Annotated in this window: 7 protein-coding genes; 5 read left to right on the top strand and 2 right to left on the bottom strand. The window is 61.3% G+C overall.

The genetic code is table 11. From position 1 onward, the window contains the following. Positions 1–28: 28 nt before the first annotated feature. From QA646_RS26245 to QA646_RS26235, 3 genes are read left to right on the top strand one after another with little or no spacing between them, the layout of a single operon-like run. The gene (locus QA646_RS26245; protein ID WP_283059655.1) at positions 29–2179 is read left to right on the top strand and encodes a type I secretion system permease/ATPase; all 2151 of its coding nucleotides are present in this window, start codon (positions 29–31) and stop codon (positions 2177–2179) included. Further along, complete coding sequence (locus tag QA646_RS26240; protein WP_283059654.1) at positions 2179–3480, top strand: HlyD family type I secretion periplasmic adaptor subunit; 1302 nt, start codon at positions 2179–2181, stop codon at positions 3478–3480. The genes QA646_RS26245 and QA646_RS26240 overlap by 1 nt, the downstream gene beginning before the upstream one ends. 8 nt (positions 3481–3488) lie before the next feature. After that, the gene (locus tag QA646_RS26235) at positions 3489–4142 is read left to right on the top strand and encodes a ribbon-helix-helix domain-containing protein (RefSeq protein WP_283059653.1); all 654 of its coding nucleotides are present in this window, start codon (positions 3489–3491) and stop codon (positions 4140–4142) included. Positions 4143–4203: 61 nt separating this feature from the next. Here QA646_RS26235 and QA646_RS26230 read toward each other — a convergent pair whose 3' ends face one another. Both QA646_RS26230 and QA646_RS26225 read right to left on the bottom strand, forming a co-directional pair. Further along, a complete protein-coding gene (locus QA646_RS26230; RefSeq protein WP_283059652.1) occupies positions 4204–5154 on the bottom strand; it encodes a transglutaminase-like cysteine peptidase in 951 nt (316 codons plus the stop codon). Positions 5155–5398: 244 nt separating this feature from the next. Continuing rightward, the gene (locus QA646_RS26225) at positions 5399–6610 is read right to left on the bottom strand and encodes a hypothetical protein (RefSeq protein WP_283059651.1); all 1212 of its coding nucleotides are present in this window, start codon (positions 6608–6610) and stop codon (positions 5399–5401) included. A gap of 241 nt (positions 6611–6851) precedes the next feature. Here QA646_RS26225 and QA646_RS26220 point away from each other — a divergent pair, with 241 nt between their 5' ends. Next, positions 6852–21239 (top strand): VCBS domain-containing protein, encoded by a 14388-nt coding sequence (locus QA646_RS26220; protein WP_283059650.1) that lies wholly within the window; start codon positions 6852–6854, stop codon positions 21237–21239. A gap of 249 nt (positions 21240–21488) precedes the next feature. Continuing rightward, positions 21489–21611: a hypothetical protein gene (locus QA646_RS26215; protein ID WP_283060574.1), complete on the top strand. Its 123-nt coding sequence runs from the start codon at positions 21489–21491 to the stop codon at positions 21609–21611. The last annotated feature ends 21 nt before the right edge of the window (positions 21612–21632 follow it).

Genomic DNA, 21632 nt, shown 5'->3' with positions numbered 1-21632 from the left:
CGTCGCGATCCGGATTGGATAATACTCCATGTTGAACGTAGCTCCTGACGTGGCTGCGAGCGTATCGCTGCAGTCTTTTAAGTCGGCATTTAAATCGGTCGCTGCGTTTTACGGTCGCCCGAGCTCGGATACAGTGCTGTTTTCGGGCGTTCCGGACGAGGTTCTGGAAGCCATGGAGCAGGACGATGTCGAGCGGCTGTCAGAGCGCGTCGGTCTGCAGGTGCTGAAGCACAAGGAGCGTGATTGCCGGCTCGGTAATTTTGACTGTCCCGCCATCGTCACATTTGCCGGCGGCGGCGTGCTGCCGTTGCTCGAAATGACCGAAAACGGCTCCTATGTCATCGACATCGCGTCAACCGGGGCGCCGCTGCGCTTGACGCGGGATGAGCTTGCAGCGCTCAAGCCGCAGGCTGCCTTTGCCTTCACGCTCTTCTATCAGAATGCTTCGGAAGAGGCGCGCGTCGGTCATGCGATGGAGATCGAGAAGCGTCATTGGCTCGCGACGACGCTGGTGCCCTACTGGCGCACCTATGCCCGCGTCATGCTGGCGGCCCTGTTTATCAACATCATCGCACTGGCCTCGCCGCTCTTCACCATGAATGTCTATGACCGGGTGCTGCCGAACAAGGCGTTCCCGACGCTTTGGGTACTGACGGCCGGCATTTCCTTGGCTTATCTCTTCGATTTTCTGCTAAAGACGGCCCGCGCGTCGCTGATCGACTATGCCGGTCGCAAGGCCGACTTGCGTCTGTCGCAGCTAATCTTCGACAAGATCCTGAATTCGACTCTGGCATCCCGCCCGATGTCGACGGGCGAATATGCCAACCGCGTAACGCAATATGAATTCGTGCGCGAATTCTTTACCTCGAACACGATCGGCGTGCTGATCGACAGCCTTTTTGTCATCATCTTCCTGATCGTCATCTATATGATCGCCGACTGGCTGGTGGTTATTCCGGCCGTCGCCTTCGTTCTGTCTGTCGTGATCGGTCTCGTCGCCCAGGCGCAGATTGGCAAGCGCATGGCAACTGCGACGAATGAAGCATCGCGCCGCCAATCGATGCTCGTCGAGACCATTTCGACGATCGAGACGTTGAAGAGCCTTCGAGCCGAGGCGACCATGTTGCGTCGCTGGCAGGAGCTGACGAAATATTCGAGCCGCACCAGCGAAGACATCAAGCACATCTCGTCGAATGCCATCAACCTGACGATGTTGTTGCAACAGATGGTTAGCGTGTTCATCGTCGTGGCGGGCACCTATGAATTCGCCGACGGAAAAATTGCCATGGGTGCGATCGTCGCGACCGTCATGCTGGCGAGCCGTGCCGGCGCACCTTTCGGCCAGATCGCCATGACACTGGCGCGCTTCCGCCAGGCCACCATGTCGCTGCGCATTCTCGATAAGATCATGGAACAGCCTGACGACCGGCCGTCGACTGTCGGCTTCGTCAACCGGCAGATCCGCAGCGGCGGTTTCAGCTTCCAGAATGTCTCTTTTCAATATCCTGGCTCCGACCAGTCGGTCATCAACCAGTTATCCTTCACGGTTACGCCCGGCGAGAAGATCGGGATTATCGGCCGTATCGGTTCGGGCAAGACGACGATCGGCCGGCTGCTTGACGGGCTTTTCCAGCCGGCCAGCGGACGCGTGCTGATCGATGGCGTCGATATCCGCCAGTATCACATGGCCGAGGTGCGCGCCGCCGTGGCTGTCGCGGGTCAGTCGTCAGACCTGTTTTCCGGCACTGTGAAGGAAAATCTGCTGCTCGGCCGGGCCGATGCCAGCGACGAGGAACTGCTGGCCGTCTCGCGCATGACCGGTGTCGAGGAATTCGTCGCCGTTCACCCGCGCGGTTTCGACATGCCTGTCGGCGAGCGCGGCGCGAACCTTTCGAATGGTCAGAAGCAGGCATTGACCATCGCTCGCCTGCTGCTCACCCGACCGAAGATCGTCTTCCTCGATGAGCCCTCGGGAGCGATGGATCTGGCGAGCGAGCGGCACCTGATCAACAAGCTGACGAATGCCTTCGGTCCGGAAACGACCCTGATGGTGGCGACCCATCGCCACAGCATGCTGGAGCTGGTTGATCGGCTGATCGTCATCGACAAGGGCCGCATCATAGCCGATGGACCGAAGCAGGCGGTCATCGAGGCGATGCAGCGCAAGGCGGTGTCATAATGCGTGCTCATCGTCACAATATCCATGACAATCCTCCGTTTTTTGCCCGGCTGATCCTCGGTATTTGCGCCTTGATGATCGCCGCTTTTATCGCCTGGGCGGCCTTGGCCGATATCGACGAGATCGCGCGCGGCGAGGGGAAGGTGATACCGGTATCGAAGACGCAGATCGTGCAGTCGTCCGAGCCCGGCATCGTCCAGCAGATCAATGTCAATCTCGGCCAGGTTGTCCATAAGGGGGATCTTCTGGTCCAGCTCGACAATACCACGACCCAATCGACGCTCGGTGAGTCCGTGGCCAAGGCCCGCGCTCTTGGTGCCAAGGTTGAGCGCCTGGCCTTGGAGGAGGCGGGCACCTACGATGCACAATTCATCTGTCCGGCCGAGATTCTGGCCGCCGCCAAGGACGTCTGCGACAACGAGGAAAAGCTCTTCGAGGCGGATCGTGCCGCCTATCAGAACAAGCTCAATGTTCTCGACCAGCGTTTGAAGCAGCATCAGAACGAGCTGGAAGAGGCCCACGCCAACATAGACCGCCTGACGCAGAATATCGCCGGCGCCCAGAAGCAGTATGATCTGCTGAAGCCGCTCGGCGAGAAGAAGCTCGTCGCCGAAACTGAAATCCTGAAGGTCCACCGAGACCTGGTCGACCTGCAGGGCCAGCTTAAGGTCTATATCGAAAGTCTGGATCGCCTGCAGGCGGCCGTCAAGGAGGCGACGCTGCAGGTCAACGACCTCGGGCTGCAGTTGCGCCAGCAGGCATTGACCGACAAGGGGCAGGCCCTCTCGGAGCTTTCCGTCGTCGACGAGACGATCCGCGGGGCATCCGATCGGGTCAAGCATACGGATATTCGTTCCCCGGTCGACGGCATCGTCAATACGCTGGAGGTGAATACCATCGGCGCCTATGTCGACGCCGGCAAGGTCATCGCCGGAGTCGTGCCGACCGCCGACAATCTGCTGATCGAGGCGAAGATTTCACCGCGCGACGTTGCCTTCGTGCGCGTCGGCCAGCCGGCGGTCATCAAGATCTCGGCCTACGATTTCTCGATCTTCGGCGCCCTGGACGGTACCGTCGTCAACGTCTCCGCCGACAGCCTCGTCGATAAGGACAAGAACGAGACCTATTACCTCGTGCGCATCAAGACCGACAAGTCGGAGCTGGAGCGCGACGGCAAGCACTATCCGATCATCCCCGGCATGGTGGCTTCGGCCGAGATCATGACCGGCCGCAAGGCGATCCTCACCTATCTGATGAAGCCGATCAACAAGGCGCGCTCCGAAGCGCTGACGGAACGGTGAGGGCGGCTATGAGCAAAGTTGCCGGAAAGGACGAAGTCACGACGATGGCCCGCAGCGAAGCCTTGCCGTCTGTCGATGGCGACGAACTGGAGCCACGGTTCCGTGCCGTGACGGGCGGCGGCGAGCGTCGCGGTATTCGCCTCGAGCGGATCTATTGGGACGGTCTCGGACGGATGTCCGAAGCTGGCGGCATCAGCATCGGCGACCTCGTTTACCACACGGCGGCCGACATGCCGGAAACCGGCAATCTCGCCTCTTTGTTGCGCGTGCTGAGCTTCAAATGGGCGCTGAGCCGTCTGGACGCCATCGAGGATGTCGCGTCGCTGACCAATCTCAACGCAGTCCTTCAGGCGTCGCCGACGCCGGCGGTGGTGTTGACGCGGGAGCGCGGGATCAAGCTTTTCAACGATGCCTTCCTGAAGATGCTGCGCCATCGCCTGCCGCTGATTGACGACGTTCAGCAGACGGCCCGCACTCTGCGCTTTTCGATCGATACCCAGGTCGAGGAAGTACTCTCCGTCTTATCTGCCAATCGCGGCAAAACGCTGAACACCGGCTTCAAGATCGGCCTCGGTTCACAATCGCTGACGGGCCAGATCAACCTGGCGCTGGCGCCGACGCATGAGGCGCCGATGCTGATCGGTTATATTTCCGTCTATTGAAAACGTCGCCTCTTTGATTAGGCGCGGCCTTCGTCCCGGAAGGTCGTAAAGGCGAGTCCGATCAGTGGATCTCGCCTTCGCCAGGGGCCACCTTGGCGAGCGGCATTGCGGCGACAACTGCTTGCGCATGAGGATCGCGGAAGCCGTGCAGATAGCCGCGGCCGGCGACGATCGAATAGAGCGGCAGATATTCTGCTATACGCCTGTCGGGCAAAACCTCATCGCGCATATTGTCGAGGATGAGATTGTTGCCGTTGACAGAGACCGACAGGACGGCATGGTAGAAATGCCGCTGCTGGTCGAAGAGGACGACCAGTGTCATATGGTCGAGATCGACGCCTGCCTTGTAGAGGGCGGCCATCTTTAATATGGCGTAGTCTTCGCAATCGCCCTGCTGGTGCGACAGGGCCTCGCTCGGCTTCGCCCAGTAGTCGGTCACATGATAGGTATCCATGTCGCTGGCATAGCGGATGGCATGGTTGACCGTGAAATTGATCGAGTTGATCTCGTCGCGGATCGAGGCGCCGGCAGTCTTTGTCTCGGCGGCCGCGACGGCGGCCGCGGCTGCGTCGCATCCGCCGGCGCCGCAATCGAGCGCTTTGCCGGAGCGGATCTCGGCGAGCGGGCCTGCGAATTTGTCGAGCGCGGCAAGATGCTTGAAGGGAATGGCGACAGTTCCGAACACCGAGTCGCCCATCGGGGTGTTGGTCGGCTGTGCCGGATGTACCGGCTGGAGCGCTGCCGTATCGTTACCCGGAAGGCCCGCCGGCTCGGCGGCTAGGCTCTGGTGTAGCGCGGTAAGGTCGACGCCTCTTATCGCCTTCGCTGCATTCGCCGCGGCCGGCGCAAAGAGATCGATGACAGTGTCGACCAGCGGGTCCGCGACCAGGTCGACTACCGGGCGGACGGTATCACCGGTCGCCGCCAGGCAAATGGTCGATGGAGACAGACCAAAGGCAAGGGAAGTCGCAGCAAGTGCTGCAAGTATAATTTTATTTTTCTTGCGTTCCATTGGCGCTTATTTCTCCCTGGTTGAGAGAATAATGCGCGATACCTCTGAATATGGCGTTCGGAAGCGTAGGTAACCTAAGTATAAATTGAACGATCAAATAAGTATAAAATTCCACGGGGTTTGGTGGGAAACCATTAAGGATGATGTTCCCGTGCGCATCCAAATGATCTGGCATGGTGCAGGAATCGGAGACGTAACGGCAACAGCGCGCTCCCGCGCTACGCTCGACGCCGACCGGGCTGCTTCAGAACGATTGTGAGGGCTGTGCGGCAACCTTCAGCTTGCCGCCATCGATCGTATTGATCACCATTTTGCGCTCCACCATGCCGGCGGCGTTGAAGCGGAAGAGCCCGGTCGTGCCGCGGAAGCCGACCTTGTTCATCAGGTTGGCGGCGGTGATGGCTTGTGGCCCCTGGGAGCGGATAAGGCCGGAGGCGATCGCCATGGCGTCATAGCCATAGGCGCCGGAGGTTGTCAGCGGGTGATTGAAATGGCGCTGGTAGCGCTCGGCAATCAGTCCGCTGCTTTGCGTATCGTCCGTCGCGATAAATGCGCCCGACAAAGCCGACGAAGCATAAACCGATTGCAGCCACCTGTTGGTGCCTACCAGTGCTTGGCCGGGAATGGCGGCGCCGCGCACGGCACTCGCTACTGCGCCGATTTCGGACGTGCCGCCGAGAATGACCACGATTTCGGCCGATTGGATAAGCGGTCGGTTCTTGGTCAGGATATCCGCGGCTTGATCGCTTGTGTTGTAACGGCCGAGGCCCATGAACGTGTTGCCGCCGTTCCAGATGGCATTGCTCAACCTGGTGCTGTCGGATTGAGAAAAATCCGCAGGCACGAGCGCCGACACCTTCTTGTGACCTCCGGGGCTGGCAGCCTTGACGCCCTCGGTCGCGCTGTCGATTTCGTCTGAGGCGAGGTTGAAGACATCACCGCCGGTCGAGGCCATAGCACTTGCAAGATTAAGCAATGGCGGGCGCTGGGCGGGGGAAATGGCGGCGATGGCAGCGGTTTCGGCTGGCGGCAGATAGCTGACGATCAGCGCGGCATTACGGCCCTTGGCTGCGGCGACCTGCGCGGCGACTCCGGCCAGACCCGGGCCGACATCCTTTACGCGTAGCCGAATCTGATTGTTGCCGAGCTCGCCAACACCAAGCACTGCCCCGTCACGCACGTCGCGCGCCGGACCTTCATAGAGGCCTGCAGCACCCTTGCGCAGCAGCAGCGTGATCTCGGCGCCGCTTTCGCCGCCATAAGTTTCCTCGATTGCCGTGGACGGCATTTTTATGTCGTCGTTCTTGCTGTTGCTGCTTAGGCCGACACCGTTCATCTGGCATCCGGCGAGACTGGCGCAGAGGATGAGAACGGCACCGCCTGCTGGCCGCCGACGCGGTCTGCGCGGCAGCCAATTGGTCAAAAGGCGCAACGAAAGGCTGATCGCAAACGGCAAAACTCACTCCCCAATTCTCCAACGCAGGCTGCGACAGCCTATGGCGGCGCATTTGCACACAGCGGCCGGCGCAAAGTCAAGCGGTATACTTAAGGAGTTGTGTGGTTGTTGAGTTAACCATGGGTAAATATATCTGCGGTCGTGCATAACCGGCTATATCGGTGAGGTTAACGAAGTATTGCAATCATCCCGCTCTCGTAATTGATTGCCGTCAAATTACGAGACACCGGGAGTTAGACTTATGGAAGATTCGCGCATTTCGACGGTAGACCACGAAGCGGTTTCGAACGATTTCGCATCGGGCGACCGGAGCGAGGGCCTTGCAGCCGATATCAATGCGTCTCGGTCGCTGTCGTTGTCGCAGAATGCTGATGTTGCCGCGTTCGAGCTGGCACAGGCCGCCGAGCAGCAGGCGAACGGCAAGACTGCGCGCGTTGCCGCCAACGAGCCGCAAAACGCCGAAACCCGTCAGCCGATCCAAATCGTGCCGGACAATGGCAACATCGTCCATCTGCCGGCGAACACCTCGATCGACGACATCCACGTCGAGGGTCGCAACCTTGTTCTCATCCAGGCCGACGGCACGCGTATCGTCATCATCAACGGTGCACTGCATGTCCCGACCTTCCTGATCGGCGAAGTCACGCTGCCGCAGCAGGCAGTTGTCGCGGCTCTCCAGCAGCAGGGCATCAACGTCGCCGAAGGTCCCGACGGTTCGGTTCATGCCGGTAATAGCACGGATTCCGGCCACCAGTTCACGGACAGCCAGGCCGCGAATGCCCGCACACCACTCAATCTTATTGGTCTGCTCGGCCCCGGCAACATAGTCGGTAACGGCAACGGCGGCAATCTGTCTGGCACCCAGACTCGCGTTCCCTTTATCCTTCAGCAGGCGACCGAAACAGCCTCGCTGATCGAACGCGGCAGCAGCACTGGCACCTTCCTCACGACAAGCAGCACCGGCCGTTTCGGCTTCGGCGGCAATAATGCCTCGATCACCACCGTCACGCTTGTTGGCGAGGCAGAAATTACCGGTAGCGGCACTCAACAGCTATCAGGGCTGACCTCCGGCGGCGTTCCCGTTGTCGTCACCCAGAACGGCCACACGGTCACGGGCGTTGCTAATGGCGTCACGGTCTTCACGCTGGTATTCAACGCCTCGACCGGCGCGTACACCTTCACCCAGCTCGCTGCTCTCGACCATCCCCGCGGCGCCAATTCGGCCAGCGATGTGCTTGAACTGCAATTTCGATATACGGTCTCCGACACGAGCGGCCATACTGTTTCGGCTGTCGCGACCGTCGATATCAGAGACAGCGTGCCGGTTGCGGCCGTTGGCACGGCGGGTTCGGTTACCGAAGCAGCTCTGTCCGCCGGCAACGCAGCCCTGACCCACGCGACCGGCGACGCGACCGCCACTGGTTCGCTTAACATCTCCTGGGGTGCTGACGGCGGCAACACCGACAAGGGCGGCCTCGGCGACCGGTCGGTCGCCTTCACCAACGCCACAGTTTCGGCGACGGGTGAGGACAACGGCACGCTGAGCTCGCATGGTCTTGCCGTTCACACGGCGCTGCTGGCCGACGGCACACTGGTCGGTTACACCGGTGAGGCCGCTCCGACGGCAACTTCCGCATCCAACGTCGTTTTCTACGCGACGGTCTCGGATACCGACAACGGCCACTACAACTTCACGCTGGTTCAGTCGCTCGATGACGCCAAGGGTTCGGACGCCATCACGCTGACCTTCGGCTACACGGCAACCGATTCCGATGGCGATACCGCCGCGAACAGCTTCACCATCACCGTTGCCGACGACAAGCCCGTCGCTGCGACCGGCGATGCAGGCTCGGTTACCGAAGGCGCGCTGGCGGGCGGCAACGAAACCCCGCATGTCGAGACCGATGCCATCACCACCGGCTCGCTCAACATCTCCTGGGGTGCCGATAACGCCAACACCAACAACGGCGGCGCCGGCGACCGCTCGGTTGCCTTCACCGATGCCACGGTCACGGCACAGGGCCAGGACGGCGAGGCACTGAGCTCGCATGGTCTTGCCGTTCACACGGCGCTGCTGGCCGATGGCACACTGGTCGGTTACACCGGCGAGGCCGCTCCGACGGCAACCTCTGCATCCAACGTCGTTTTCTACGCCACGGTCTCGGATACCGACAACGGCCACTATAACTTCACGCTGGTTCAGTCGCTCGACGATGCCAAGGGCTCGGATGCGATCACGCTGACCTTCGGCTACACGGCAAGCGATTCCGATGGCGACACCGTCACGAACAGCTTCACCGTCACCGTCGCCGACGACAAGCCTGTCGCTTCCACTGGCGATGCAGGCTCGGTTACCGAAGGCGCGCTTCCGAGCGGCAACGAAAACCCGCATGTCGAAACCGATGCCATCACCACCGGCTCGCTCAACATCTCCTGGGGTGCCGACAACGCCAACACCGACCAGGGTGGCGCCGGCGACCGCTCGGTTGCCTTCACCGATGCCACGGTCACGACACAGGGCCAGGACGGCGAAGCACTGAGCTCGCACGGTCTTGCCGTTCACACGGCGCTGCTGGCCGATGGCACACTGGTCGGTTACACCGGCGATGCCGCTCCGACGGCAACCTCCGCATCCAATGTCGTTTTCTACGCCACGGTCTCTGACACCGATAACGGCCACTATAACTTCACCCTGGTGCAGTCGCTCGACGACGCCAAGGGCTCGGACGCGATCACGCTGACCTTCGGCTACACGGCAACCGATTCCGATGGCGATACCGCCACAAACAGCTTCACCATCACCGTTGCCGACGACAAGCCCGTCGCTGCGACCGGCGATGCAGGCTCGGTTACCGAAGGCGCTCTGGCGAGCGGTAACGAGAACCCGCATGTCGAGACCGATGCCATCACCACCGGCTCGCTCAACATCTCCTGGGGTGCCGACAACGCCAACACCGACCAGGGTGGCGCCGGCGACCGCTCGGTTGCCTTCACCGATGCCACGGTCACGGCACAGGGCCAGGACGGCGAGGCACTGAGCTCGCATGGTCTTGCCGTTCACACGGCGCTGCTGGCCGATGGCACACTGGTCGGTTACACCGGCGAGGCCGCTCCAACGGCCTTGACGAATGGCGAGGGCGGGGTCGGCTCTAACATCGTCTTCTACGCAACAGTCTCGGATACCGACAACGGCCACTATAACTTCACGCTGGTTCAGTCGCTCGACGATGCCAAGGGTTCGGATGCGATCACGCTGACCTTCGGCTATACGGCAACCGATTCCGATGGCGACACCGCCACGAACAGCTTCACCATCACCGTTGCCGACGACAAGCCTGTCGCTGCGACCGGCGATGCAGGCTCGGCTACCGAAGGCGCTCTGGCGAGCGGTAACGAGAACCCGCATGTCGAAACCGATGCCATCACCACCGGCTCGCTCAACATCTCCTGGGGTGCTGACGGCGGCAACACCGACAAGGGCGGCCTCGGCGACCGGTCGGTCGCCTTCACCAACGCCACAGTTTCGGCGACGGGTGAGGACAACGGCACGCTGAGCTCGCATGGTCTTGCCGTTCACACGGCGCTGCTGGCCGACGGCACACTGGTCGGTTACACCGGTGAGGCCGCTCCGACGGCAACTTCCGCATCCAACGTCGTTTTCTACGCGACGGTCTCGGATACCGACAACGGCCACTACAACTTCACGCTGGTTCAGTCGCTCGATGACGCCAAGGGTTCGGACGCCATCACGCTGACCTTCGGCTACACGGCAACCGATTCCGATGGCGATACCGCCGCGAACAGCTTCACCATCACCGTTGCCGACGACAAGCCCGTCGCTGCGACCGGCGATGCAGGCTCGGTTACCGAAGGCGCGCTGGCGGGCGGCAACGAAACCCCGCATGTCGAGACCGATGCCATCACCACCGGCTCGCTCAACATCTCCTGGGGTGCCGATAACGCCAACACCAACAACGGCGGCGCCGGCGACCGCTCGGTTGCCTTCACCGATGCCACGGTCACGGCACAGGGCCAGGACGGCGAGGCACTGAGCTCGCATGGTCTTGCCGTTCACACGGCGCTGCTGGCCGATGGCACACTGGTCGGTTACACCGGCGATGCCGCTCCGACGGCAACCTCCGCATCCAATGTCGTTTTCTACGCCACGGTCTCTGACACCGATAACGGCCACTACAACTTCACGCTGGTTCAGTCGCTCGACGACGCCAAGGGCTCGGACGCGATCACGCTGACCTTCGGCTACACGGCAACCGATTCCGATGGCGATACCGCCACAAACAGCTTCACCATCACCGTTGCCGACGACAAGCCCGTCGCTGCGACCGGCGATGCAGGCTCGGTTACCGAAGGCGCTCTGGCGAGCGGTAACGAGAACCCGCATGTCGAGACCGATGCCATCACCACCGGCTCGCTCAACATCTCCTGGGGTGCCGACAACGCCAACACCGACCAGGGTGGCGCCGGCGACCGCTCGGTTGCCTTCACCGATGCCACGGTCACGGCACAGGGCCAGGACGGCGAGGCACTGAGCTCGCATGGTCTGGCCGTTCACACGGCGATTTTGGCCGATGGCACACTGGTCGGTTACACCGGCGAGACTGCTCCAACGGCCTTGACGAATGGCGAGGGCGGGGTCGGCTCTAACATCGTCTTCTACGCAACAGTCTCGGATACCGACAACGGCCACTATAACTTCACGCTGGTGCAGTCGCTCGATGATGCCAAGGGTTCGGATGCGATCACGCTGACCTTCGGCTACACGGCAACCGATTCCGATGGCGATACCGCCACGAACAGCTTCACCATCACCGTTGCCGACGACAAGCCTGTCGCTCACACGGTTGACAACACTGCCTCGCCGCTGAATGACGATGCGCAGATCGGCGGAAACCCGGATGCCAACGACGCCAACGCGCATAGTGTCTCGGGCGCTGCCGGCGCCCTGTTCAGCGCTGGCAGCGACGGTTCTGCAAGCGTCTCGATCGATCAGTCCAGCCTTCCGGCTCTGAAGACGATCTATGTCGACACCAACGGATTCGCGCAGCAGGAAGACGTTACCTGGGGCAAGCCGACGATTTCTGGCGGTGCGACGACCTGGGTTGCTTCCAGCGCCAATCACGAGACCGTCGCCACACTGACCATCAATGCCGATGGCTCCTACACCTTCAGCACCACTGCGCCGCTCGTCCACCCGACCTCCGGCACGACGGAAGAAAGCTTGCCGCTGACCTTCACCTTCACGGTGACCGATGGTGACAACGATGCGTCGACGGGGTCGCTGACCTTGCATGTTACGGATGACGTGCCGCTGGCAAACACTGTCACCGTGAACAGCGTGACGCTGAACGACGACGCCCTGAAGGGCGGAAATCCCGATACGGTCGGCGTAACCGATATCGACACGGTCACTGGCGCGAGCGGCACGCTCTTTTCGGGCGGCGCTGATGGCGTCCATCAGGTGACGCTCGGAGCGACGACGGATTTCAGCGCCATCTATACCGGCAAGGACGGCTTTGCCCATGTCGAGTCAGTCGTTTGGGGCAGCCCGACGACGGCCGCAGGCGGCGAGACGATCTGGATCGCGACGGGCAAAGATAGCGGCCAGACGGTCGCGACGCTGACAATCGGCGCCGACGGTTCCTACAGCTTCACGCTCAGTGCGCCGGTCGCTCACGCGGCAAGCCCGACCGCAGAAAATACGCAGGATCTGACCTTCAACTTCACCGTCGCCGATGGTGACAGCGATCCGGCCAGCGGCTCTCTGACGGTCACCATCAAGGACGATGCACCAATCGCCTATAAGGTCGATGCCACCTCGACGCCGCTCAACGACGATGCGCAGGTACATGGCAATCTGGATGGCGCCGCAGACGCGAAGACGATCAATGGCGACGCAGGGGCTCTGTTCTCCGCCGGTGCCGATGGCGTCAAGGGCGTGTCGATGGACAGCCTGCCGACGCTGAAGGCGATCTACCTCGACAGCCACGGCATCGGCCATCAGGAAACCGTGTCCTGGACGTCGTCTGCGGCGAACGGTGTGACGACCTGGACGGCAATCGGTGCCTCCAGCCATGCCACCGTTGCGGTTCTGACGATCAATTCGGACGGTTCCTACAGCTTCACCGCGGATGCGCCGCTTGTACATTCGACGTCGTCGACGACCGAGGACAGCCTGACGCTGAATTTCGGCTTCACGGTCACCGATGGCGACGGTGATACAGCGAACGGCTCGCTGGCGATTGCCATCACGGACGACGTCCCGGTTGCTTCCGGCACGACCGTTGCAGTCAGGGCCGACGAGGGCGACATTTACAATCTCCTGTCGCATGGCAACAGCGCGCTCGATGGCACGCATGACGGATCGTCCTCGCAGCCCGCACTGTTCGGTTTCGGCTTTGCGGCCACGGTATCCGGTTCCGTTGCGTCCACCGTTTCCTTCGGTGCCGATGGCGCAGCGGTCGGCGGCGGCTTCAGCTTCACCGCCAATGCGGCGTCGACGCTTACCGCTCTGCATCTGACTTCGGGTGGCGAAGCGCTCTCCTATGCCGTGGTCAACAACGTGATCATCGGCTATGTCGATAATGACCACCATAGCGGCTACAACCCGGTCTTCGACCGCCCGGTCCTGTCATTGTCGCTGTCTGGCAACGGCAGCTTCACCTTCCAGCAGTACGATCAGCTCGACAACGTCGCTGGTCCCGGCAACGACCTGCGCTCAGGCAATAGCTCGATCTCGGCCATCGACTTCGGTTCCGTCATCCAGGCGACTGACGGCGACGGCGACAGCGTGACACTGACCGGCGCTTTGAAAGTCACGATCGTCGACGATGCGCCGAAGGTCGATCTTGCCCTCACTGGCTCGATCACGATCGACGAGAGCGGCAGCGGCGACAACGACGTCAACGCAAGCAATGCGGTCAAGAGCCTGTTTGCGGGCATCACTGGCGGCAATGATCCCGATATGTCAACCGTCTACGCTCAGCACAACGTCGTCTCGCCGTCGGTCTCGATGGGCGCCGACGATGCGTCGGGTACGACGAGCAGCCTGACGCTTCATATCGACAATGCCGACTCCGGCCTGACGACGACGGCTGGTCAGGCGATCACGCTCTCGCAGCTCGCCAACGGCACGGTTGTCGGCAAGATCGCCGACGGCGAGATCGCCTTTGCGATCCGCCTCGACAACAGCGGCAAGGTCAGCATCGCCCAGTACATGTCGCTCGCCAACCCGAACATGTCGAAGTCGGACGGCGATACGGTCGATCTCACCGGCAAGCTCTCGGCGGTGCTGAGCGCGACCGATAGCGACGGCGACACCGTCGCCAAGTCCGTTTCCATCGGCAGCAGCATTCGCTTCGATGATGACGGCCCGTCGATCGGCGGTGCCGTATCGACGAAGACACTTGCCGAGCATGACCTTCTGACGAATTCGGGTTCGCTGTCGCCCTCAGGCATCAGCACTGGTGCGGTTGCCCTCAATTTCGCCTTCGGCGCCGACGGCCCGGCCGCCCATGCTGTCACCTTCGTACCGCGTTCGAACGGCAGCTATTTCACCGCAAGCTACGGCAACAATCAGACGCTTGATGCGACTAAGCTCAGCTCTGGCGGCCACGCGCTGTCCTATTCGCTCAGCGGTGACGGCATGACGCTCATCGCCTACACCGGCAGCAATGCCGCCGACCAGTCGGGCTGGGTCTTCAAAGTTGTCCTGTCTCAGGACAGCGGCCACGCCAGCGGCGCCTACAACTTCACGCTTTACAAATCGCTCGACGACGTCAACGGTCAAACCAATCTCTCGGATATCAAGCTGACCTTCCAGGTTGCCGGGCATGATGGCGATGGCGACACCACGAGCGGCACGCAGAGCTTCTCGGTCGATGTCACCGACGATGTGCCGACGTTGGTTGATCATGCCTCGGTTTCCGCGACCGTCTCGGAAACGGCGATCAATGCCCCCGTGGTGACGACGGGATCTTACACCGTCGATTTCGACACGGTGAACCCTTCGGCCGCCAAGCTGACGGTTACCGAAGGCAGCGTCAGCGGCGGTGAGGTAGGCTCGTCGTCTAAGGGTGGTGAGATCGTGCTCGTGTCCAACACGGGAACGACCTTTGTCGTGACACAGATGGATATCGGTGTGTTTGACCACAAAGGCCCGTCGTCCAAGACGGTCACGATCATCGGCACCGATGCGCAAGGCCATACGTATTCGGTGACGACTACCGGTACGACCTTCTCTGCTGCCGGCACCGCCCTCGAAGGCAAACAACTGACGTCGCTCGAGATCGATCCGCATGACAACTCGCTGACAGTCACGGTCGACAACATCCATGTCACCGACACGACGACAACACCCACAAATGATCCTGCTGAGACAACACTGGATCTGACCTCGCTCGTCCACGCCAGCGCCGACAGCCCGTTGACTTGGTCGGCGAACACGGTCGCCGCTGGAACGTCTTCCGGTAACCTGACGGGCGGTACCGAGTTGACCTACAACGGCGCGGCCATCACGCTTGCCAGCACGGATGGGCACACGATCACCGGCTCGGCAGGAGGCGTTACGGTCTTTACCTTGACTGTCGACCCCACCAGCGGTCACGCCACATTCGATCTTTATCATCCGATCGACGGCGGCAACGCCCTGTCGCTCGACTTCTCGAACCTTGTGACGGCGACCGATTTCGACGGCGATTCCATAACCCTCGGCAACGGCGCCCTCACCATTGTCGTCCAGTCGGCTACGGACAACCTTCCCGCAATCTCTTCGACGGATCTGGTGGCAAGCGTCAGCGAAAGCGGCTTGTCGGGTGGTACGGGGTCGGCCGGCGTCGACAACGTCCATACGGGCAGCATCGCAATTTCCGCAGGCGATGCGCCTTCGACCGTGACGATCGATGGCCATATGTTCAACGTCGGCGCCACAATCGCCAATGGCGATACCAATGCCACCATTCAGGGTGCCTACGGAACGCTGCACATTCTCAGCGTCACCACGACGGCCATCAACTATACCTATACGCTGATCAGCACCACGAGCGGGACGGGCAACCATGATGCCTTCTCCGTCACGGTCAGCGACGCGCCGATTGACGGTGAAAGCCAGACTGCAACCCTGACCTTCAACATCACAGATGACAAGCCGATTGCACACACCGCTTGGCTCGGATCGATGCATGAGAACGACGGCAGCGCGACCTTCGCACTGGCTTCCGGAACCATCGCCTTCGGCGCCGACGGAGCGGCCCAGAGCGGGCCGATCCATGTCGACAGCGTCAGCGCCAACGGAGATCTCGCCGGGTCGACGCTGAGCACCTCCATGGTCACGATCGACGCCGGTCACGTGACCGTCACCCCGGGCAGCGCACTCGATGCCCTGGCGCTCGGCCACTCCTCGATACTTTCGATCGGTTACACGGTCACCGACGGCGACGGCAGCAAAACCAGCGGCACCTTCACCATCAGGGTCGACGGCGTCAACCACGCGCCGACCACGGCGGACGGAAGCATCTCCACCGCTGAAAATACGGATTATCAATTCAAGTCGACGGACTTCGCCTTCAGCGACAGTGTCGACGGCAACGCACTGGAATACGTCACCATCACCAGCCTGCCGGCCGAGGGCACGCTTTACCTCGGCACGACTGCAGTCGCGGTCGGTCAAAACATCGCCGCCAACGAGCTTACATCGCTCCACTTCACGCCCTCGTCGGGCTTCGCCGGCGCGACCGAAACCGCGAACTTCGGCTTCACGGTGCAGGATAATGGCGGCACGGCCAACGGCGGCGCCGATACGTCGACCGCTCATACGATGACAGTTACCGTGACGGCCGTTGACGATGGCAGGGCTACGGTCTCGATTGCCGATCAGACGACACATACAGGTAACGCGGTCGTCGCGGGCGACACGCTGAACGCGGCGATCGCGACCGACGACCCGGATCACGGGCAGTCCGGTCTGACCTATTCGTGGAGCTGGGCGGACGATCAGTCCCAAACGGTTCTCGGCACCGGATCGTCCTACACCGTGACGGGCACCGATGTCGGGCATTCGTTGGTCTTGACCGTGAGCTATAGCGATGGCCAAGGCTTCAGCGATGTCGCGACGCAGACGACATCCGCTGTCATCGCCCCGACGGTCTTCGCTCCGACAGTCGATGCAACGCCACTCTCGGAGGCCAATCTTTCGGGCGGCTCCAACCCGCAGCCTTCTGAACTGACAGCTACGGGCAGCATTGCCCTGGGCAACCTGGATAATCCGCATATCACCAGCGTCGCGGGCGCCGACGGCACGCCGATAGGCGTCGATCAAATTGCCCCGGACAGCCAGACGACGACTATCCACGGTTCCTACGGCGATCTCCTAATCGATGCGAACGGTGCATATAGCTACACGCTGACTCATGCGGGCTTGAACCCATCAGAAGATACGGATCAGTTCACCTATACGGTGACGGATATGAACGGTAAAACGGCTCAGGAGACCCTGACGTTCAATATCGCCGACGACGCGCCGACGCTGACTGGTGCCGGGAATCCCGTAACCCTCTCCGACGATGGTGTGGTGACGACCGGTTCCGCAACGATAACGAAGGACCTGACCTCGCTCGTTAACTCTGGTGCCGACAGCCCATTGACCTGGTCGGCTAACACCGTTGCAGCCGGCTCTTCCGACACCCTGACAGGCGGCACTGCGTTGACCTACAACGGTGCGATCATCACCCTCGACAGCACGGATGGGCATACGATCACCGGTTCGGCAGGCGGCGTCGCGGTCTTCACGCTGACAGTCGACACCAGCGGCCATGCTACGTTTGTGCTGAACCAGACGTTCGATGGTGCCAAGGATCAGACGCTCGACTTCTCGCAATATGTGAAGGCGACGGACGCCGATGGTGACTCAGTGACCTTGGGCACAGGTGCGTTCACCGTCGAAGTCGATCACGTCAACCACGCGGCTGTGTTTGGCGGCACCGAAACCGGCATTGTCACCGAAGACAACGGCGCGGTCGGCGGCTATCTGCAGGCAAGCGGCACGTTGACGATCAACGATGCTGATAGAGGTGAAAGCAATTTCCGGCCAACGACTATAGCGCCTGACGGCACGCATCTTGGTACGCTGACGATCGATGCGGACGGCAACTGGAGCTATAAGGTCGATAACAGCCTATCGGCTGTGCAGAGCCTGGGTGCAAATCAGAGCAAAACCGACACGTTCACGGTTTCCTCTGTTGACGGAACGACCCATGACATCGTGGTGACGATCAACGGCACGAACGATCCAGCGGTGATCAGTGGCGACGTTGCCAAGAGCGTGACGGAAGCCGGTGGTGTCAACAACGGGACGGTTGGAGTACCGACGGCGAACGGCACACTTTCCGCGACGGATGTCGACAGCGACCCTTCGTTTACCGCGCAAAGCAACGTGACGACGAGCTACGGTCACTTCACGATCGGCGCTGACGGGCAGTGGAACTACACGCTCGACAACAGCAATGCGTCCGTACAGGCGCTCAATAGCACCGGCGCCAACACGACGCTGCACGACCTGATCACCGTAACCACGGCGGACGGTACGCAGCAGCAGATCGACATCACGATCAACGGTGCGAACGACGCTGCTGTGATCAGCGGTGACGTTGCCAAGAGCGTGACGGAAGCCGGCGGTATCAACAACGGGACGGCTGGAGTACCGACGGCGAACGGCGCACTTTCGGCGACGGACGTCGACAGCGATCATTCGTTTACAGCACAAAGCAATGTGGCGACGAGCTACGGTCACTTCACGATCGGCGCTGACGGGCAGTGGAGCTATACCCTCGACAACAGCAATAATGCTGTGCAGGCACTCAACAGCACCGGCAGCAACACGACGCTGCACGACCTGATCACGGTAACCACGGCGGACGGCACGCAGCAGCAGATCGATATCACGATCAACGGTACGGACGATGCCCCAGTGCTGAGCAGCACTGCTGCGACTGCGTCCTATACCGCGGGAGCCGCCGCGATGGTGCTTTCGAGCACGACGACCGTGGCGGACGTCGACAATACGACACTGGCCTCAGCCAAGGTTTCCATCTCGAGCGGCTTTGCGAGCGGCGATGTATTGTCGGCGACGCTGACGGGGACGTCGATTACGGCAGGCTACAACGCCGCAACCGGTGTATTGACGCTGACCGGGAACGATACGCTGGCGCATTACCAGGCTGTCCTGGATAGCGTGACGTTCTCGTCGATCAGTTCCAGCGCAGCGACCCGGACGATCAGTTGGTCCGTCAACGATGGGGCGGTAGATAGCAGTGTAACCACAACGACGCTCACTGTCGCCGCGCAGCAAGATGTGGCGCCGGTATTGGATCTGGATACTGGGACCAGCGGAAACGATGCATCAATCAGTTACGCAAGGAAGAGCACCGTTAATCTGGTACCGCACGCTCTTGTCACGGACGCTGACTCGTCGAATTTCAACGGCGGAACACTTTCCGTTGTTTCGTCGGGTGCCTCAGACAAGTTGACCATCGGGGGTTCAAGCTCCGGCAATGTGACTTATGGCGGGATGACTATTGGTACTTTCTCATCCACTGGTCCAACACTGACGGTTAGTTTCAACGCAAATGCTACGCCGGCTGCGGTAACGGCGTTGCTAAAGGACATTCAATTCAGTGAGGCGGCGAATTCGGGAGGCAACAGGACTGTTACTTTCAGCCTGAGTGACGGGGATGGCGGATCGTCTACCGCGACCGAGAGTGTGATCTATACAACTTCCGCGCCCGCTGGGGTCGCCGGCGAGGCCATTAACCTCGCGCTCTCAGATCCATCGCATCACGTTGGCGCGGTCACGTTGAGCATTGCTGGAATGCCGGCCGGTTGGACGCTTAGCGAAGGCACGCATAATGCCGATGGCACCTGGTCTGTGGTGACGAACGATCCGTCGTCATTGACGGTCACGTCGCCAGATGGCGTCACCGGCGCAGTGGTTCTTCAGGTCACCGAGACCTGGACCAACGCGGATGGTTCGACGGGCATGGCCACCATGTCCGACAACGTCGAAGCCTATGCCAAGGGTTCGCCGATTTTCGCATGGTCGGGCGACGATACGCTGACCGCGTCGAGCGGCAACGACACGCTGGTCTTCGCAAACACTATCGGCACCGATGTCGTGCACAACTTCGATACGGCGCATGACAAGATCGATCTGATTGGCTTTGCGGGCTTCAATAGCTTCGCGGACGTTCAGGCCCATCTGTCGACCGACGCATCGGGCAATGCCGTCATCACCCTCGGCGATGGCGAGACCATCACCCTGGCGGGCGTCAGCGCCGCGTCTCTTACGGCGAACGACTTCCTGTTCAACGAGGCGGTGGTGACGCACAATACCGGCGACATGGTGCTTAGCGACGGTGCGCTGATGCCGTTCAGCGGCACGCTCGACAACACCGGCAGCATCCACATCACCTCGACCGGCAGCGAGACGACCTTCGAAATCGTGCAGCACGGTCTCAGCCTAACCGGAGGCGGCACGGTGACGCTGTCCGACGATGCGCACAACGTCATCTTCGGTAGCGGCGACGATGTCACGCTGACCAACGTTGACAACACCATCTCCGGTGCCGGCCAGCTCGGCGACGGTCACCTGACGCTGGTCAACGAGGGCACGATTATTGCTGACGGCAGCCACGCACTCGTCATCGACACCGGTGTCAACGCGGTGAGCAACACCGGCACGCTGGAGGCGACCGGCACCGGCGGCCTCGACATACACAGCAGCGTCGTCAACGACGGCCTATTGTGGGCGAACGGCGGCAATATTAATATCGAGGGCAATGTCAGCGGCAGCGGCACGGCGCTGTTGTCGGGTCATGCCAGCCTCGAAATCGGCGGTTCGTTCGGCGAGGCGATCACGCTGAGCACGGACGCTCAGGCCACCATCACCATCGACCACGCGGCGGCCTTCACCGGCACGATCGCCGGCCTCGACGGCAATGATGCGCTGCGGTTCGGCGATATCTCTGCCGCAACGGCCAGCCTCTCTTATACAGAAAACGCGGCCGGAACCGGCGGCGTGCTGACCGTCACCGACGGCACCCACACCGCCAGCATCGGTCTCACCGGCGACTACTCGGCCAGCGACTTCTCGCTCGGCCACGACGGTGACTATGCCGAGATCGATTTCAGCGGGCTCGGCCATCTCTACGGCACCGACGGCAGCGACACGCTGACGAGCGGCGGCGGTTACACCATGACTGGCGGCGCCGGCGCGGATACCTTCGTGCTCGACGCTCAGGCCTTGCACAATCTCAACATGGCCGATGTCATCACCGACTTCAGCCCGAAGGGAGACGGCGACAAGTTGGATGTCTCGAACCTGCTCAACGCGCTGGTCGGCGAACATCCAGGGATGACCGAGGAGAGTGCTGTCGCGTCGATGACGGCGGCGGTCGATACCGCAACCAACTCGACGAAGATCAGCATCAATACTGGCTCGGAAACTCATGTGGTCGCCACGCTGCAGAACTACACGCCGGCAGGCCACGATGCCGTCCACGTGCTGTTCAACAACCACGAAGAGCAGCTTGCAACCCATACGCAGACCGCCGGCGCCTGACGCCTTTTCGTCGGTACCTGAATCTCGAAGCGGCGCGTCTCGGACGCGCCGCTTTTTATTGAAATGGATACCGCCGTTGCGCGGGGATGCCCCTGGATATTCGATTAGCCCCATTGCACACCGATTTCCCGCTGAGATCATTTGTGCACGCAGTATGGCTTTGCTTTCCGCGTCTGGTGAGCGCGAGAATCTGCTTTTCGAGCGGGGCATCAATGTCCGTTCCAGACAGTGCATGACAATCCGAATGTCTTGACCCGCGACATCGGCACCTCGGCACTGGCGCAGGGCTGCACCGGGCAACTGACGACGGTTCAAGTGGAACGATTCGACAGCAACCTGCCGGAAATCCGGGCCTTCGATCCGCCGATGTAATCGCTGTCGCGGCGCAACAGA

Origin of the sequence: Rhizobium sp. CB3090 (assembly GCF_029714285.1) — a bacterium.
In the GTDB taxonomy this organism is placed as follows: Bacteria; Pseudomonadota; Alphaproteobacteria; order Rhizobiales; family Rhizobiaceae; genus Rhizobium.
This window is presented reverse-complemented; position numbering and strand designations above follow the sequence as displayed.

Excerpts from the sequence above, each read along its gene's own strand:
- QA646_RS26245 (WP_283059655.1), top strand. The coding sequence starts at position 29 with ATGTTGAACGTAGCTCCTGACGTGGCTGCGAGCGTATCGCTGCAGTCT.
- QA646_RS26240 (WP_283059654.1), top strand. The coding sequence starts at position 2,179 with ATGCGTGCTCATCGTCACAATATCCATGACAATCCTCCGTTTTTTGCC.
- QA646_RS26235 (WP_283059653.1), top strand. The coding sequence starts at position 3,489 with ATGAGCAAAGTTGCCGGAAAGGACGAAGTCACGACGATGGCCCGCAGC.
- QA646_RS26230 (WP_283059652.1), bottom strand. The coding sequence starts at position 5,154 with ATGGAACGCAAGAAAAATAAAATTATACTTGCAGCACTTGCTGCGACT.
- QA646_RS26220 (WP_283059650.1), top strand. The coding sequence starts at position 6,852 with ATGGAAGATTCGCGCATTTCGACGGTAGACCACGAAGCGGTTTCGAAC.